This window comes from Robertmurraya mesotrionivorans, assembly GCF_050971805.1.
Taxonomy (GTDB): domain Bacteria; phylum Bacillota; class Bacilli; order Bacillales; family Cytobacillaceae; genus Robertmurraya_A.
In genome coordinates this window covers 261,026-278,050 of sequence record NZ_JBPCCH010000005.1, presented here as the reverse complement: position 1 = coordinate 278,050, position 17,025 = coordinate 261,026, and the positions used below count along the sequence as shown (strand labels likewise).

Annotated in this window: 15 protein-coding genes and 1 pseudogene; 3 read left to right on the top strand and 13 right to left on the bottom strand. The window is 37.3% G+C overall.

Annotation, left to right across the window (positions count from 1 at the left end):
• Positions 1-115 precede the first annotated feature (115 nt).
• From ACRX5O_RS11680 to ACRX5O_RS11640, 9 genes and pseudogenes are all read right to left on the bottom strand, one after another.
• Positions 116-232: pseudogene (locus ACRX5O_RS11680) on the bottom strand (alcohol dehydrogenase); the annotation flags it as partial.
• A gap of 25 nt (positions 233-257) precedes the next feature.
• Entirely contained in the window at positions 258-1,094 is an 837-nt protein-coding gene (locus ACRX5O_RS11675) for a sugar phosphate isomerase/epimerase family protein (RefSeq protein WP_433906105.1), read from the bottom strand.
• Positions 1,091-2,080 carry a DUF6005 family protein gene (locus ACRX5O_RS11670; RefSeq protein ID WP_433906104.1) on the bottom strand — a complete coding sequence of 330 codons (990 nt, stop codon included), beginning with the start codon at positions 2,078-2,080 and terminating at the stop codon, positions 1,091-1,093. Before ACRX5O_RS11670 ends, ACRX5O_RS11675 begins: the two co-directional genes overlap by 4 nt.
• The gene (asbD, locus tag ACRX5O_RS11665; RefSeq protein WP_433906103.1) at positions 2,077-2,349 is read right to left on the bottom strand and encodes a petrobactin biosynthesis protein AsbD; all 273 of its coding nucleotides are present in this window, start codon (positions 2,347-2,349) and stop codon (positions 2,077-2,079) included. The genes ACRX5O_RS11670 and asbD overlap by 4 nt, the downstream gene beginning before the upstream one ends.
• Entirely contained in the window at positions 2,346-3,578 is a 1,233-nt protein-coding gene (locus tag ACRX5O_RS11660) for an AMP-binding protein (RefSeq protein ID WP_433906102.1), read from the bottom strand. Before ACRX5O_RS11660 ends, asbD begins: the two co-directional genes overlap by 4 nt.
• Position 3,579: 1 nt before the next feature.
• Positions 3,580-5,316 carry an IucA/IucC family protein gene (locus tag ACRX5O_RS11655; RefSeq protein WP_433906101.1) on the bottom strand — a complete coding sequence of 579 codons (1,737 nt, stop codon included), beginning with the start codon at positions 5,314-5,316 and terminating at the stop codon, positions 3,580-3,582.
• A complete protein-coding gene (locus ACRX5O_RS11650; RefSeq protein ID WP_433906100.1) occupies positions 5,288-7,105 on the bottom strand; it encodes an IucA/IucC family protein in 1,818 nt (605 codons plus the stop codon). Before ACRX5O_RS11650 ends, ACRX5O_RS11655 begins: the two co-directional genes overlap by 29 nt.
• 119 nt (positions 7,106-7,224) lie before the next feature.
• The gene (locus ACRX5O_RS11645) at positions 7,225-8,175 is read right to left on the bottom strand and encodes an ABC transporter substrate-binding protein (protein WP_433906099.1); all 951 of its coding nucleotides are present in this window, start codon (positions 8,173-8,175) and stop codon (positions 7,225-7,227) included.
• A gap of 166 nt (positions 8,176-8,341) precedes the next feature.
• Positions 8,342-9,889 carry an ABC transporter substrate-binding protein gene (locus ACRX5O_RS11640; RefSeq protein ID WP_433906098.1) on the bottom strand — a complete coding sequence of 516 codons (1,548 nt, stop codon included), beginning with the start codon at positions 9,887-9,889 and terminating at the stop codon, positions 8,342-8,344.
• A 137-nt stretch (positions 9,890-10,026) separates the two neighbouring features.
• On the opposite strand from ACRX5O_RS11640, the gene ACRX5O_RS11635 reads away from it, so the two are divergent.
• The 3 genes from ACRX5O_RS11635 (at position 10,027) to yidA (ending at position 13,019) form a co-directional block, all read left to right on the top strand.
• Entirely contained in the window at positions 10,027-11,061 is a 1,035-nt protein-coding gene (locus ACRX5O_RS11635) for a FecCD family ABC transporter permease (RefSeq protein WP_433906097.1), read from the top strand.
• Complete coding sequence (locus tag ACRX5O_RS11630) at positions 11,061-12,086, top strand: FecCD family ABC transporter permease (RefSeq protein WP_433906096.1); 1,026 nt, start codon at positions 11,061-11,063, stop codon at positions 12,084-12,086. Before ACRX5O_RS11635 ends, ACRX5O_RS11630 begins: the two co-directional genes overlap by 1 nt.
• A 126-nt stretch (positions 12,087-12,212) precedes the next feature.
• The gene (gene yidA / locus ACRX5O_RS11625; protein WP_433906095.1) at positions 12,213-13,019 is read left to right on the top strand and encodes a sugar-phosphatase; all 807 of its coding nucleotides are present in this window, start codon (positions 12,213-12,215) and stop codon (positions 13,017-13,019) included.
• A gap of 94 nt (positions 13,020-13,113) precedes the next feature.
• On the opposite strand, the gene gerQ is transcribed toward yidA, so the two are convergent.
• The 4 genes from gerQ to hprK all read right to left on the bottom strand — a co-directional run bounded on the left by gerQ (position 13,114) and on the right by hprK (position 16,527).
• Positions 13,114-13,599: a spore coat protein GerQ gene (gene gerQ, locus ACRX5O_RS11620; protein ID WP_433906094.1), complete on the bottom strand. Its 486-nt coding sequence runs from the start codon at positions 13,597-13,599 to the stop codon at positions 13,114-13,116.
• A 21-nt stretch (positions 13,600-13,620) separates the two neighbouring features.
• Positions 13,621-14,097: a cell wall hydrolase gene (locus ACRX5O_RS11615; protein ID WP_433906093.1), complete on the bottom strand. Its 477-nt coding sequence runs from the start codon at positions 14,095-14,097 to the stop codon at positions 13,621-13,623.
• 75 nt (positions 14,098-14,172) lie between these two features.
• Positions 14,173-15,438: an ATP-binding protein gene (locus tag ACRX5O_RS11610; protein ID WP_433906092.1), complete on the bottom strand. Its 1,266-nt coding sequence runs from the start codon at positions 15,436-15,438 to the stop codon at positions 14,173-14,175.
• Positions 15,439-15,609: 171 nt separating this feature from the next.
• Positions 15,610-16,527 carry an HPr(Ser) kinase/phosphatase gene (gene hprK / locus ACRX5O_RS11605; RefSeq protein WP_433906091.1) on the bottom strand — a complete coding sequence of 306 codons (918 nt, stop codon included), beginning with the start codon at positions 16,525-16,527 and terminating at the stop codon, positions 15,610-15,612.
• Positions 16,528-17,025 lie beyond the last annotated feature (498 nt).

The following is a 17,025-nucleotide window of genomic DNA, read 5'->3' as shown; positions in this document are numbered from 1 at the left end:
TCCCACATTTTTTTTCATTATACATAAAAGTACCCGATAGGGCAGACCTTTTTTCAGTGTCTACTCTATCGGGTACACTTTACCACATGGTTGACCTTCTTTAGTTATCGCAAAATAAATAAGCACCTGCGTCAAGATTTGCAGAAATAGTATTTAATATTAAATCAAAACGGGCTTCTAGTTCGGTAAATGTATCCGCATCACTTGTTGCATTGTGGTAATCTGCCCCGAACACTTTGAAAATTTACATGCTAAGATTAATTCTTAGATTCAACAAACACTTCTCTAGCCAAACCTTGGCAATCTCTGAGATCTTGCTTAAGGATTTCTTTTGGATTTGAACCAAACCATTCGAGAGAGGCCTCAATATCCATCTTATTGGAAGCGGCCTTTAGAAAATCACGGTAATCTACTTCCCCCTCAAAAATGGACACCATTCCCTTTCTGTTACCTGAGGGTCGGTAAACATTATCCGGAGAAAACACTCCCAACTCTAATCGAGAGCTAATATTTTTAAAATGAAAGTGAGATATATATCGATAAAGCAATTGAAACGCATCAATAGGATTTGCACCTGATTCCCACACATGAAGAACATCGAAATTGATTCGTAGATTAGGATGATTGGTCTCAAGGAGTAACTCCAGAGTAGATTTAGGATGATCGGTAAAGGTATTAGGATGTGTTTCAAGTAATAACTGCTGTCCCTCACATTCAGCTATTTTACAAAGTAATTTTAACCGGGTGACTAATTCTATTCTTTCTAGATTGCTGTATTCGGCACTTCCTTTTTGTCCTGAAAATACTCTGATTTTTTTGGTTCCCCAATGCTTGGCAAGTGAGCTCAACCTTTGCATCTTCTCCCTTAAGACCGGAATTGGCGCATCTAGTGGTAGATAATCACTCAACATGCTTGTTTCTAAGCCTAAGGAATGTAGCCATTCCTTCCCATAATAACGATCCACTTCTAAATTTTTCGCATGGATTCCCCAAAGTTCAATTCCATGAAAGCCTTGATGCTTCGCCCACCTAGCAATCTCGTCTAAAGAATATAAATGATGGCGAAAAGAAATAGTACATACAGACAGTTTCACCGTGCTACCTCCTTCCTATCAGCAACTCTTACTTTATGTAGTTTGGACCATTCCTCGTAACACTTTTTTAAACCGAACTTGATTTTAAACTCTAATTGATCCTGTTCTTTAATACCATTAATTAAGTCGTTTCTTTGCGATAAATCACCTGTCATTGCCAGTTTCATCGCTTTGTAATGAATAGCCGTAAATCCTTTTACTAACTTTTCAATATCCTCACACCACGCTTCAAATACTTCCTCGTTCCACCCAATTAATTCATAAAAGAAAGCAAAAGCATGTTCATATGCATACTTTCTTATCGCCAATACAGGGAGTTGTCTTAAAGCCTCTGATAGTTCAGATAATCGAAGAGATTCTTCACCGATTGTATACAAGTTAATGATGTCTAAAACCGCTTTCGTCATTGGGTTATGATCATATTTCATACAGGTGTTAAAATAGGCATTAATGGTTAAATCGGAAGGAGGAGACAAAGTTGATGCATCAAATACGTACCCACCTTCCACGGTTGGTTCATCCATTGCAGCTAAGATTCGATTCTTTGGTAGGGTTCCTTCCCATCTAAAATCAGGATCGTACATAAACCATTCCTCTTTATTCACAGTCGCTTCTAACATGACATAATGTGGAAAAGGACTTTGGTGAAACTTATTTTCCCGCTCAGGAAGCTTTGATAAATCTAGCATAACCATAATATATTGATTAGGTGTATTGTCTTCAACTAACGTGATCAGGTTCTTCATATTCCCTTGTTTGGTTTGTTTTTCATCGTACCATTTTCGAAGCTTAATATTATATAAAAGCTCATACCAATTTTGGAAGAAATCATGGTTAATTTTATGAGAATGATAGGTTAGAACGCCTTGTTCCAACACATCAAAATCTGCATCCCACACTCCAAAATAATAAGGTCTGTGATCTACACCTGATGTTTTCTTTATCACTTCACACACACAGCTTACAAAGCAGTGAACCTTGATCATTGTACCCCTCCTGATTGAGATATACGTATTCTCTCTAGTAGACTTACTAAGCTACCCACTGTTTGAAAATCTCTAGCCACAATCATCTCATCTGGGATTTCAAATTGATGTTGTACTTCCAGATGGAGGATTAGCTGAAGTACAAGTATAGAATCCATAAATAAATCGTCATTTAAGCGAGCATGTTCATGAAATTTCGATATAGTCGGAAGCTCCAGATGATTTTTCATTATGTCGTATAATACCGAAAAAATTTCGTCTCTTTTCATATGAGAACTCCTCCAAGTATTTTTCTACTTATTTTCCCATTCGGTAACCTTTCTATTTTGTTTACTGAGTTAAACTCCATAGGAATTTGGTAAGGAGCCAAAAACTTTTGACACCACTCTCGTAATTCATCCTCCAACAGTGGCTCAGACGAAACATATTGCGCACAAACACGCTCACCAGAGAAACTATTACTCTTCTTGTAGACCACGGCTTCCTCTATCCTCGGTTCTGCCATAAGGACATCTTCTACCTCTTGTGGATATACATTCAGTCCTGACACGTTGATCATGTCGTCTATTCTTGTCAGAAAACATAGTATGCCATTCTCTATATAACCCAAATCCTTCGTATAAACCGACTTGTCGGAAAGGTTAATGATGATTTCTTTGGGATTTTCTTTTGTTCCAGCATGAACACTAAGATGTGATAATGGATAGCCAACCTCCTTGGATTCGTTAACACTCTTATGCAAACTAACACAACCTACTTCAGAACATCCATATTGTTGAAGTACTTTATTCGATACTCCCTTTAATAACCTGAGCCATTCCGCGGGTAACGTAGTCCCTGAAGAAATAACATAATCCATTTTGTCTTCACCATTAGACATGAGTGCCATAGAATATAAAAGAAAGGGTGCACCATATAAAATGTGTCGTGGGTGATCCTTAAGTTTTTTCCATATATACCTCGGATTAAGATTAGTAAGTATTACTGGCTCTGCACCTCTTCTTATACAAGCCAAAACGCCACTTATCAAACTATACGAGTGGCTAACCGGACAGGCTACTATAGAAGTTGTTTGATGATTTAAAGCCAAAAGTGATACATAGTTATTTAACTCTTCCTCAATAGATTTCCAAGTTCTTTCTATACATTTTGGTGCACCAGTCGTACCGGAACTCATTTGTACAAGTACTCCTTCTGCTTCGTTCGTATTTTCTGAAATAACGATAGGCGTTTTGACATCTTGATAGATAAGGATATGACTACCTGTTCCTACTGCTATACGAGTTGCCCCCTCTTCCGGCTGTGAAGGGTTAATAGGCACGAAGGAACCCCCTTTATTTCGAATATAAAAAAATAAACTAAGCATGACAAAGACATCCGAAATACATACTGCAATTCTTACGCTCTCTGAATCTCTTAAAAAGGGAATATTGTCAAATACACTAAATTGTTTTTCTAAATCGTCTATTGAATAATACTGATCATTCACATAAAACATGTTACCTCTCCTTATGTGCTTTATTGGTAGAGGAAAGAGAATTGTAGACATAGTGTCTAACTTCCCCTTCCCCCTTGATGATTTTCCTTTTTACCAATGATTCTACCTGAATGGATGGAGCGTCAGATTGAAGAAGAGAGTGACGCAAGAGTAGGTTGGGAAACAGAGTAATATGCTCATTTATTGCTGATTTTACCTGTTCCCAAAATTTCTCCTCATCATACTGATAGTACTCCTCTAAACAATTAGAAAGCTCAGTTAAATGAAAAACAAACAAAGTGTCCATCACTAGTTCCCTTACTGCCTCCGTTGAGGACATCCAGTAAAATTGGTTAGGCTCTTTTGTTCGAAAGTTTTCATGAATATTCGAAAAGTTTGGAGTACTGTTGGGTTTGGATAAATACTCCCTATTAAATTCCATGCTGTCATGAAAGTCTCTTAATGCCACACGTATTGGCCAGCCATTTTTATGGATTAAAATCATATTTTGTGCATGAGCCTCTAATGCGATTCCATGTGCCACAAGAAGATGCCACACAGGGATTACACTTACTTGTAGAAACTGTTTTAACCACTTTTCTATTCCATAACACCGTAACCAATCATTAACAAATGGGAATCCATCAAGCTCTACTAAAGGAAGAGCAGTAAAAGGTACAGCTTCCTCTCCATCTTCCATATAATCTAATACGTTTTCTCTCCAAATGGCGCCAAGCTTCACACTACTTTTTAGTTCCGGCTCAAAAGCTACTCCTGCATATTCCTTGAGAATAATTAATGACGAACGGTCTTTTAGAAATTCGTCTGATTTCACGACCTCTGAAATCCACTTAGAGATAGGAGGAGCAGCACAAACAGAGTGTGATTCTAACGTTCTTAAGGAAGATGTATTGATCATATTCATGGATAGCTTTATATGAGCTTTTTTTGGATGAACAGTATTCCAAAGCGTTCTAACGGATTGTGTGGCACGATAGGTATCGCCCCTGCTCTCAAGTAGAATTAATTCTTCAGTAGACTTTTCTTCTATAAACTTTATTTGCCAAGGATGGATAGGAAGAAAGGTATATTCCTCAAAGCTTTTTCCTAACTCTACTAGTTCATCCATTATATTTTTCCAAAAGTGTGACCCTAACTCTCTTTTCCAGAAGTTCTTTTCATCCTCTAGCAAGGACACTCTAGCGGAATTCCTTTTTACGGCAGCCCATCTCAAAGGAAATACACCTTTAGCCTCTGGTCCATACAACGCATGGTCGCTGATTGTAAAACCCGTTCGCGCTTTAAAACACGGGTGATACATGTGGCCTTCCGTTAATTCAGACTCTAATTCTTGAAAGCTACTATTTCTTCTTGATTTTGGCTTACATAAATGGGTTTCATTCCACTCACTAAACTGTATGGTTTGCTTAAGTTCATATAGAAATGTCTCCGCTGTTAAAGAATCTCCCAAAAGGTCAACAACAAATTCGTCTAAACAGACTGCAGTTAATGTCTGATTATCCTGTAAATAATAGATACTACTTCCTTCTTTTAAACGAACCCGATTAAAAGCTGTTCTCTTTCCCTTACAGTAGTAGGTGTTCTTCTTACCATACAAATAGAAACCTACATATTTTTCACCTTTTATTAGTGGTATTTCGTCATACTCTAGAATTCCTTCAAAAATAATAGCTTCCACAAGCTGTTTCATTACTCGTTTTTCAAATATACTAGACGACAATGGTTGTAGGTTTTTCATAATCTTTCTCCTTTTTTAAACAGGTAAAAGGATTGGGTACCTTCGTGTATACGGCTTGTTCATTTTCTGCTAATAGTTCATCTACGTCATGAAGTCTAGTTAGTAAATTTGCTTTATAAGGAAGGGTTACAGAGTATAAAACTTTTTGTACAAGTTGTTTTCCCAGTGAGACTAACTGCAATTCCATTTGTATAAGCTGTTCTCTTACCCATTGAACAAGGCTTTCCTCACTTATCAAAGAATCCTGTCCAAACCGGTGTATAATGGAAAATAGTTGATTTTGGATCAAATAATAAGTAAATCGCTCCTGGATTAGTGCATCTTCGTAAAATAATTCAGGTATTCCTTTTAAAGAAGGCTCTAACTCGAAAAGAGTCTCACAATGAGTTTTAGAAAGATAATAGCCCTGATTGTCTCGGTAATAGTACGTCTCTGGATACCCTGTTGAGAGGTCTAATAGACTGTTTTGTTGATGAGCTTCCAGAGCTAATCCGTGTTCATCGTACAAACGAATGAGAGGTTCAATTGAGCACCTCCAATATTTTTGAAACCAATCTATGCTAACCTCTTGGGTGGAACGTGATTCCGATTTTGCTAAACGGTCAATGATACAATGAAGCTTAGAACGATATTCTGGAAGTGGCGTTTGAACAAGTGCAGCTATAGAACAAATATTCATGTCATTCCCTTTAAGAAACTTATTTGAACGAATAATTAGTTCAAGCCCTGATTCTTCTCTACCGGGAAACTTACACTTTATATAGGCTGGGTCCTCTATGAAACGAAAATAGTCTTTTGAGTAATTTAATTTTTTCATTAAGTTGTAAATAATAGTTCCTGCTAGTAGCTCGTGGGTCTGATTGACTCTTAATGAGTTAGTGACTTTAACGGGAATAGAGAATTTATACATCCACTCTTTATCTTCACTATAGACGGTTCTAATAGAGGAGGTTGCTAAATAATTCTCTCCCATTGCTCCCAAATACTTAACCAAATTATGTCTCATTGCTTCTTTAATATAATCCTGTTGAAGTAACCATTGCGCTTGTAAGGGATGAACAGGAATAATGCAGTCATTCTTACCTAACTGTAACGATGTCCCCTTTCTTTCTAAACTATTTCGTATCATCTCACTTGCACTCATTGGCAGTGATGATGCCTCTTCCACTATTTTTCTATCCACTTGAAAATAATGCAGAGGAAAGCTGGCATTTAGTTCCGGTGCGTAACTAGGATGTTGCCAGCTAGCCATTCCTTGTCTGCTTTTGGGTGTAGGATGCATCCAATGACCAAAAAGAAGGGACTGCTCTGTTTCAATAAAGGTAGCATCTACTGAATACAGCCTTTCTGCGTCTCTCCTTCTTGCCTCAATATATGTAGTCATTGTTTGAAAGCTATCAATCAAGCGAATAGTGAGTTCATCAAAATGAGATTGATCTGTACATTTATTTTTTTGTTCTGCCACATCAAGATCTTGTATTAGAGTAATCATAAACGGAAGATAGTCTTGAATAATCCACTGATGTGTAACAGGACAATACTTTAAAACTTGTCCTATTAGGTGTCTCCCAGTTAAGGAGTGATAATTAACCTCTAAAGCAAATGTTAATGAGAGGTTAGTAAGTTCTAATTCTATTACTGACTTTCCTGTTAGTGTAACTGGTATTGACTTGTGCGTAATCCAATCCTCAGTATCTACCCAATTCCCCTTATCTATTTCCTTTAAATAACAGTTGATAAATACTTGAAATGATTCAAATTCCGCAATCTGTTTCGCTGATTGATACATACTTTCATCCTTTCACTAAGTCTTCCACCCTAGTAATTGATAAAGATTCTCATCTACTGATAAAAAATTTGATTCTCATTATAAGGAGAATCAAATTTTCTTTAGACAAATGTAATTCATTATTTTAATAACAATTCTTCTATTTCCTTTAACCCTTTCTTTCTCTCAATCGGATCCCAAAAGCCCCAAGTAGTCGAAAGAGTATGTACATTTCCATTCTTAACAGCCTTTAGGTTTTTCCATACTTCACCCTCTGTTACAGAATCATAGAATTCGCCACTGTTAAAATAAGTTACGTCGAGTATGTGCTCTGGATTGTATTTTGCAAGACCTTCTATTGATAAATTTTCACCGAAATCTTCCGGAAGATTTTCAGCAGGGGTAAGCTTTAAGTCATCAAATAATAATGAATTTGTCGCATGATTCGTACGACCAAATACACGAATATCCTTCTTATTAATCGCAACAGCCATAAATGTTTGATCCCCTGTTACTTCTCTAATTCGCTCTCCAATATCAGTCGCTTCTTTCTCCAGGTCTTCAATGACTTTTTTCCCTTCCTCAAGTTTACCTACTGCTTCTGCTACTTTAAGGTGATCTTCTTTCCAATCTCCACCAACCTCAACTACTACGGTTGGGATTGTTTCAGCTAATTGATCGTATAGTGGTTTGTAACGGTCACTAATTATAAGTAAATCAGGATCAAGTTTTACGATTTCTTCAGAGTTTATCTCGTCAGCATAAGGTAATGCCTTTACACCTTCAAGTTCCTTTGTTAAGTGTGGAGGAAATTCATTATCATATGCCATAACTGCATACGGTTTCACTCCAACAGAAACAAGCGATCCTTCCCATGATACGTGTGAAAGTAAAATAACTTTTTTAGGATCCGCTGGTACCTTTGCTTCACCATATAAATGCTCAACTACTCTCGTTTCCTCCGTAGTTTCTTTGTCTTTACTATCAACCTCTCCATTAGCTGATGATTGCTCTTTCTTGCCGCACGCCGACAAGATAATTAATAAAACGAAGAGAAATAATAAAGTACTAGAAGTAAAAAACCTTTTCATCTTTTGTTGCCTCCTAAACAATAATGATTTTCATTCTCAATGGTAACCATTTTCAGTTAGGACGAACATGGATTTTTTTAACATCTTACATAGATAAATCAAACAAGCTATCTAACAAAATACAAACTCTTGAAATTAGCTGCATAATAAAATGCATCAAGTTTATCTATATTTTTAACTTTCCTTTTTTCATAGAATCTGAAAATTGAAGGAGTAATTGTTTTCTTCCTATTGGTCCCCATGGATCCCATTCGTAGCTAATTGGATAGTAGACTTCCCCTGTTTCGACTGCTCGAATCAGTTTCCATTCTGGCATGTGAGCCAACCTCCATACATCCGTTTCATTGCTCCATAAGATAAGTAGTTTTTCTGGATTTAGGGTTACTAACTCATCCAAAGTAATACTCTTATATCCTTCTGAAGGTATGTCAGGGTGTGGCTGAAACCCGAGTTTTTGAAACAGGAGGTCAACAACAGCATGATTTTCCTTGCCATAAAGGCGAATTTCTTTTGACCTAATCCATACGACAGCCCAGCTGCCCTTCTTTGTTATCGGACAGAGTTCATCCCTTACCTTAAGCTCCAATTGATGAATTTCCTTTTCTATCTCCTCTGCCCTAGTTTCCTGACCAACTAAAATAGCAATTTCTTGAAGGTAGTGATTCCAACTTGTCTTTAACGACAAATGATGTACCTTTTCCTGATGCGAAAATAATATTCTCTGCAGATCTCCATTATGTAAAGGGGTTTTGATGATACTTTCAGGCTGTGCGGAAAGGACTTCTAATGGTTGAAAAGGCGACTCTGCATTTAATAACATCGTGCCATATAATTCTTTTTCTAAATAACTAGGCACCCCTCTAGTTAAAGGGTAAACGGAAGGGTACGATGGAGCCGCAACAGGCTGAATACCTAAAGCTAGCAGATGGTCTTGTAGAAATAGCTGACTTACAACGGCAACTCGAGGGCTAACTCTCTTTAAATACCCTGTAGGTGGAATCCCTTCCTTGCTTTTGAATAAACGACTGAAATAAAACTCATCTTGTATCCCTACTTGAAAAGCTACTTCTTTCGCTGTTACGTCTTTTTCTTGAAGCATGATTTTTTTTGCAGCCTTTATTCGCTCTTCAATAAGAAATTCCTTAGGAGCACACCCCATCCTTTTTCGAAATAATCGTGAAAAAGTGACAGTACTCATACTTGCTTTAGTAGCTAAATCTTTTATAGAAATTTGACTATCTAAATTTGAACGGATGTAATGAACGACTTGTTCGATTTGATCCATTTTTGCTACGTCTGTTATGGTCGCTAGCAATTTCCATACTAGTGATTGAAAGTGACAAATGGCTGATATAGATGTTTCATTTTGGCTTCGCCTTAATTCCTCCCATATTGGTATTACTTGTGACGAAGGTATTTGTGCAAACGAGTCTAATAAATAGGCAGATATCATATCCCTTTCCTTTGGCCAAGATAAAATATAAACACATAGCATGGTTGTAGCTGCGGTTACTACGAACCTTCCTCTATCGATATAGTGACTTGTATATTTTTCAAGAGCGATCACTTCATTATTCAGAATAATTTTTCCCCGCCCACTAGATATATACAATAAGTGATTTTGTTGGCCCGTAGCCTCGAACACTTCGGACAGCCCGTTACGCACTTTTACCAGTCGAACGTGATAATCAGTTAACAGGTCATTTGCTTGCATGATGGATTTCCCTCCCCTTTCCTAAATTTAGAAAAAATGTTGACAAATGGTTTGAAAGAATAGTAGATTAAAATCGATTACTAAACGATAACGATTATCATTTTCACTTAGAATACTATAACAAGGGATTGATACAAATGTCTAGAACGGCTGTAAATAAAAAGGAAACCCTCTTTACAACTCAAAGAAAAGCTACAAAATGGGCTTTGTTTGGATTCATACTTGTAGTATTCAGTCTACTCCTTTCGATTGGACTGGGCGCTATTTGGATTACACCTAAAGAAATTTGGAGTTCTTTTGTTTCCTTCCAAAGCAATCAAATGGAACACCAGCTAATAAAGGAGATTCGTATTCCACGAGCAATTACAGCTGCTCTAATAGGAGCATCATTAGCAGTAGCTGGAGCAATTATGCAGGGAATCACACGGAATTCCCTGGCAGATCCATCAATTATCGGTATTACTCATGGGGCAGGACTATCTATTGCTATTGCTCTAGCCTTTACTTCAAATCTATCTTACTGGTTCCTATTACTCTGGTCATTTGCCGGCTCAACTATTGGAGCTGTCCTTGTGTTAACTTTTTCGTTAATTTCTAAGGAAAAAGTTTCTCCTGTTACTCTCACCCTTGCTGGTGCAGCTTTAAGTACACTGTTCGGAGCACTTTCAACAGGAATAGCCTTATATTTTCAAGTGGCTCAGGATCTTAGCTTTTGGTTTGCGGGAGGTTTGTCTGGAACTAAGTGGGAGCATGTCTTTATCCTGCTCCCACTATTTATAGTGGGGTTATTGCTATCACTAGGAATTAGCCGTTCTTTGACTATCTTATCTCTCGGGGATGAAGTAGCCATTGGTTTAGGTCAGTCACAACAAAGAGTAAGATGGATCGGACTTCTCTCAGTGATCTTATTATCTGGCGTGGCAGTGTCGATAGTAGGTGCCATTGGTTTTATTGGATTAGTTGTTCCACATATTGTACGGTTACTAATTGGTACAGATTACAAGTTCGTCATCCCGATGAGTGCCCTTTTAGGTGCATTATTACTTATAGTTGCGGATATTGGTGCACGTATGATTAATCCTCCCTTTGAAACACCTGTTAGTGCTGTAACTGCTATTATAGGAGTACCCTTTTTCCTCTATTTGTCTCGAAATAGTAAGGGGGTTATGTAGTGGATTGGAGACTTGCACTCAAACAATCTAAACGATGGTTAGCCTTTTTTCTCCTGTTTATTGTAGTGGTTTTTATGCTCAGTCTTTCAACTGGTCCCATGCCGATTAACCAAACAGAAGTTTTTCAAACATTAGCCGGTAACGGTACCCCTAAACAAGAACTCGTATTGTTTCAACTAAGATTTCCAAGAATGATTATTGCCATTTTAATAGGCATGGGTCTTGCGTTATCGGGTTCTATACTTCAGGGATTATCAAGGAATTCCCTTGCTGACCCAGGTATTTTAGGGATTAACTCAGGAGCAGGATTAGCCGTTGTATTTTTTATCTTTCTTTTTGGTCAAGAAGAAAGAAGTATAATGACAGAGCCTTTGTTCCTTCCATTCTTCGCCTTTATTGGTGCGCTCACGATAGCCACTCTCATTTATCTTTTGTCTTGGAAGAAAGGCATAGAGGCCGGACGTCTTCTGTTAACAGGTCTTGGATTCAATGCTTTATGTGCAGCATTGCTAGTTATATTACAATTAAAAATAGATCCAAAGGATTTTCAACAGGCTACCATTTGGTTAACAGGAAGTATTTGGGGAACACAGTGGCCTTATGTTTGGGCACTTTGTCCATGGATTATTTTACTTTTGCCCGTCACATATTCTAAAGCCCGAACAATGAATATCCTGCAAATGAATGAAGAAATTCCGGTAGCACTTGGTATCCAAGTTGAGAAAGACCGTTTTTTACTCCTTTGTCTATCGGCTGCCCTAGCTGGAGCGTGTGTGGCAGTAGGTGGTGGTATTTCATTTATCGGTTTGCTGGCCCCACATCTTGCACGCCGTCTTTGTGGGCCAAATTATTTTGTAAACTTACCTCTATCTGCATTAATTGGTGCTAGCCTTTTGTTACTAGCTGACATGATTGGGAAAAACCTATTGGCCCCTGCTGATATCCCTGTTGGTATCGTCATCTCCATCATAGGTGCCCCCTACTTAATTTACATGTTATTAACCCGTAAAAGTACTAGTATGTAAGTTTGACTGGTAGCTTGCATGGCATAACCAAAACTAAAAAACCACCCTAATCTATCCGATTAGGCAGCCACTATTTTTTTGTGCTACCATAAGGTAAATACCTATTATTGGAGTGGATCAATAAACATGTATAAATTGCTTGCTATTGATATTGATGGAACCTTAATTAATGATCGTAAAGAGGTAACAAAGGAAGTAAATGAGGCAATCCAAGCAGCTAAGCGAAAAGGAGTCAAAGTGGTCATTTGTACAGGGAGACCTATCGGAGGGGTTCATGGGTTCATAGAAGAGTTAGACCTTCATGACCAATATGTCGTTACATTTAATGGTGCACTCGTTCAAGATTCCGAAACAAAGGAAGTCGCGTCAGAAATTTCTTTAACACATGAGGACTTAATGACACTCTATGGAGTCAGTCAGGAACTCCAGGCATCCATGCATTTCTTTGATTCACAAAGAATATATACTCCCAATAAAGACATTAGTCCATTTACCGTTGTGGAATCATTTGTAAATGGTGTGCCTTTGCACTATCGTGAAATTGAAGAAATACCATCAGACATCTTAATACCGAAAGTAATGTTTGTTGGAGAACCTGAGCGTTTAGAGAAAACGATAGCTTCAATTCCAGCAACTCTTAAGGAAAAATATACGATGGTGCGCAGTGCTCCCTATTTTTATGAAATTTTACACCCAAGTGTAAGCAAAGGAAATGCCGTAAAGCTTCTTGCTGAAAAATTAGGTATTACTCGTGAAGAAGTCATCTGTATAGGAGATGGCGAGAATGATTTAACAATGATTGAGTATGCAGGTTGTGGCGTAGCAATGGGTAATGCCGAGCAAAGCGTCAAAGAAATTGCTCAATTTCATACACGTTCCAACAATGAACATGGAGTCGCCTATGCGATTGAACAATTAATATTAAATACATAGTACATAAAGGCTTTTACCTTCTTTAGAAACATAGTTCACAACGAAAACCCGCTTTCCGAATAAGGATTAAGCGGGTTTTAAGTGTTTTACAAACTCAGTCCGTAGTTGTAAGATTCGCCTGGACTTCTGGAGTGATTGTCGGAAAAGGATAGTTAATTTCTTCATCAAATTCTACCCAGTCAAGATTTGCCATCATTAGAAGGTAGCGTTTGCCGCTTGTTGGGTCACTTATGATGATATGGTCACGACCAGCTGTTTCTACGCGCCCGTGATAAACCATCGAGTTCCATTTGTTGTTACCTTGGTAAGTAAAGTAAAAAGTTCCGATTTTACCTTTGTTGTAGCGTAGGATATTTTCGATAAAAGATTCTTCCATAGCGCCTGCAAGAAGTTGCTGTCCAGTCCCCATCGGAACTACCGGGACAGAATACGTTGGTCCAGAAGGCATGCCCGCCGGGAAGCCAGAAGGCATAGCTGTCGGGAACCCAGCAGGTTGTGTGCCACTTTCCCTCGTCATAGAAGATGGATAAAAACTAGAATAATAGTTCATTGGATAATAATTAAAGTCTTGGCAAGACATAAAAGTCAACTCCTAAAAATTTTATCTATAAAACTCTGTGCAGTAGCCCGGTACAGCGACATAGAAGCAATGATTTCTGTGTGCAAAATCGAACTTCGTCATAGGTGATCTAGGCATAGTAGCGCCACAAGGAGCTCGAAACTTTTTCCCTGGACTTGGGTTATAAAACCACAAATTCATTCTGGCGCGAGGTTCCCTATGACCATGCAACAAATTCCTAGCTCTCTGGAGGTCTGCTTCTTTGGGACGTTGTGTATACAATGATCCATTTAAGACGGGTTCGAAATGAGGGATTCCAGTACCAGGTATCGTTTGATAAATCGCATGCCTTATATTTCGGAGGTTTTTGAAGTCAGGATCACAGTCGGCCTCGACCCGATTGGCCACAACCGTTCCCACCTTGTTCATCCCTTCGACTCCTTCGCCTATCGCTTCGGCCAGCATAAGCCTTGCTAACTCTTCCACATCACGTGAACTATGTTTTATTCGTCTGCCCATTTTCTCACTCCTTCGGCTTATACAATTAATTTATTAACCGAAGCTGGGTTTGGTAGCTTGCCTATGAGCCTAATTTTACAAATTAACTTTCAAATTAATCTGGGGTAATAGAATAAGAAATTCTGTTCCCCTATCTTTTTCACTATTTACTTTTATTTTCCCTTTAAAAGAACGAATTATTTGAAAACTTACCATCATTCCTAATCCAGTTCCCTTTTCCTTTAAAGAGTAAAACGGAGATCCAAGTCTGTCTATTTGTTTTTTAGTCATGCCAATTCCTTGGTCCTTAATGATAATCTTTATATATCCATCATCTGTTGAAGTACAGCTAACCCAAACCGTTCCACCATTCGGCATAGACTCTACAGCATTTTTCAAAATATTAATCAATGACTGGTTCAGTTTTTGAGAATTAGCATATATATAACAGTTAGTATGAATATCCGTTTTAACCACAACATTGTGATTTATGGTGTAACTACGAATGATATTTACTACACGTTCTATCTGATAACCTACTTCGATTTTTTCAATGCTATTGATTGAGGGTTTTCCAAAAGATAAAAAATCATCAATAATTTCATTTGCACGATCTAATTCTTCAATTGATATTTTGATATAATTTTTCTTTTCTTTAGGCAAATCGGGTTCGTTAAGAAGTTGTAAAAAACCACGTGTAACTTGCATCGGATTTCTGATTTCATGAGCAAAAACACTTGTTAACTCACTTATCACTCGTAATTTTTCCGTATTTTGCACCTCTAGACGCAGTTGATGAATCTCCCTGATTGTTTCAATTAACATAGTGAAGAACCAAGTAACAACAATTACAAAGATTAGATGAACAATCTGAACTTTTAGATAATCATAGGAAAAACCTCTTAAAATACTGAAAATAGTAAGGCCGATAAGACAGTAGTAAAAGGAAAGACCCACCGCAATATTAACCCTTTTATCCTTTTTCGAACGTGAAAACGATCTTTGAAAATACAATATAACAGGAAGTGATAATAATAAGACAAGGACAGTATTATAAAATCCTATACTTATGCCAAAGGAAAAACGAAAAAGTACGATTAAGACAGCTAGGAAGATTCCTGGCCAAAATCCACCGTATAACGTCCCAAATAATAGAGGAATGATTCTTAACTCCAAACGAGCATTTTCACCAAAATCTACTGGAAAGGACATGCAAAATATAATTGATATTCCCCACAAAACAGTCATTATAATGTTTTTATTTTTAGCACTCTTTACCTTTTCTGTAATAAATGTATAGTAAATAAATATGGGTATTACCATAAGCGTTAGTTGAAACAAAAAATCTTTTATAATACTCATCTTTGTTACCTTTCTTATGTATAATCATTCTGAATTTGAGATATTTATATTATCTTTATCGACCCAATTTCCCTAAAGTATAGTATTTCTGTAAAATTTCTATACAAAAACTAAAAAAGGACATTAACCTTAATGATTAATGCCACTCTTTATTAAAGAATATTAAATCAGCTAAATATCAGACTCTAACCGTTGCATAAACTCCTCCGCTGCACTGTATCCTTGCTGCTTCAGAAGCCAGTTATTTGCCGCTGCTTCAATTAAACCAGCCACATCGCGACCAGGTTGAAGCTGAATCTCTATATGAGGAATTTGAACACCCATATATTCCGTATAATTCGGTTCATGGTCCAATTCATTATTGAGTGAATTCTTCTGCCATTTTGTCAATTCAATATCAAGTGCAATCCTCGTCTCATCCTGAAAAGCTTTTCTCCCATATAAGCGGACCACATTTAGTAGCCCGATACTTCGTAGGGCTAGAAACTCTTTTGTTTTCCCATCATGAGTTCCAAGAATCGTTCGTGGACTGAGTTTTTTCAATACAACTATATCATCAGCCACAAGCCTGTGACCCCTACCAATCATCGTATGTGCCGTTTCGCTTTTACCGACACCTGAATTTCCCCTAAGTAAAATGCCCATTCCATATACATTGATACAAACCCCGTGTACTGCGATAGCTGGAGCTAATGTTTTTAGCATATAATCATCAAGGTTTGTGATAAATTCAGATGTAGGCTGAGGCTCATTTGTACATAACAACGGAATTCCCTCTTCTAGACAATACTGAGTCAAATAGGTAAGTCCCTCCTGTCCAGCAGTAACGATAAAGCATGGTGGATGATATTTTACAATATTACCAATACGCATCTGACGTTCCTCTAGACTCAATTTGTGCAAATATGTAATTTCTTTTCTACCAAGGATTTGAACACGTTCCGTTGGAAAAAAATCAAAGTGACCAACAAATTCCAAGCCAGGACGATGCGATCTTGATTGTTTTATTTGTTGCTTTAATTTATTTTCCCCAGTTAGTACTTTTAATGAAAATTTTCGAACCAAATCTTCAACCGTTAAAATTTTCAAAACTATCTCCCTCTCATTCCTTAATTAAACTCTATTTATACTATCGAGATTATGTCCGTATTTAGATTGTGAAAGAATATATAATATTATATCAATGGATAAATCCAAAGACTATCTAAAACACAAGTGACACTAATTTTTGCAAATTAAAAACCGTAGAATTAAATCTTAAGTAGTTCGGTTTTGAAGTACAAAATTAGAACTAACCTTGCTATTCCAACGGTAATTCACACTTAAATTATAGGAAATTTGATAAGCAAAAATGCTTGGAACATTGTGTCTCCAAGCATTTTACACATTGTTTTCACTACGTTTGAAAAATAAACGGAGAAATTCCGCTTATTTTGGGAAATACCAACATTTCCCGCAAAATAAGCGGAGTTTTTCCGCTTATATGAACCTAATCTTTAGATTTAGGTATATATAGAGAAGTTAATCGGAATATATCCGCTTATATCTGCTTCTTGAGCCCCTACTATAGACATTAACCGGAATTTC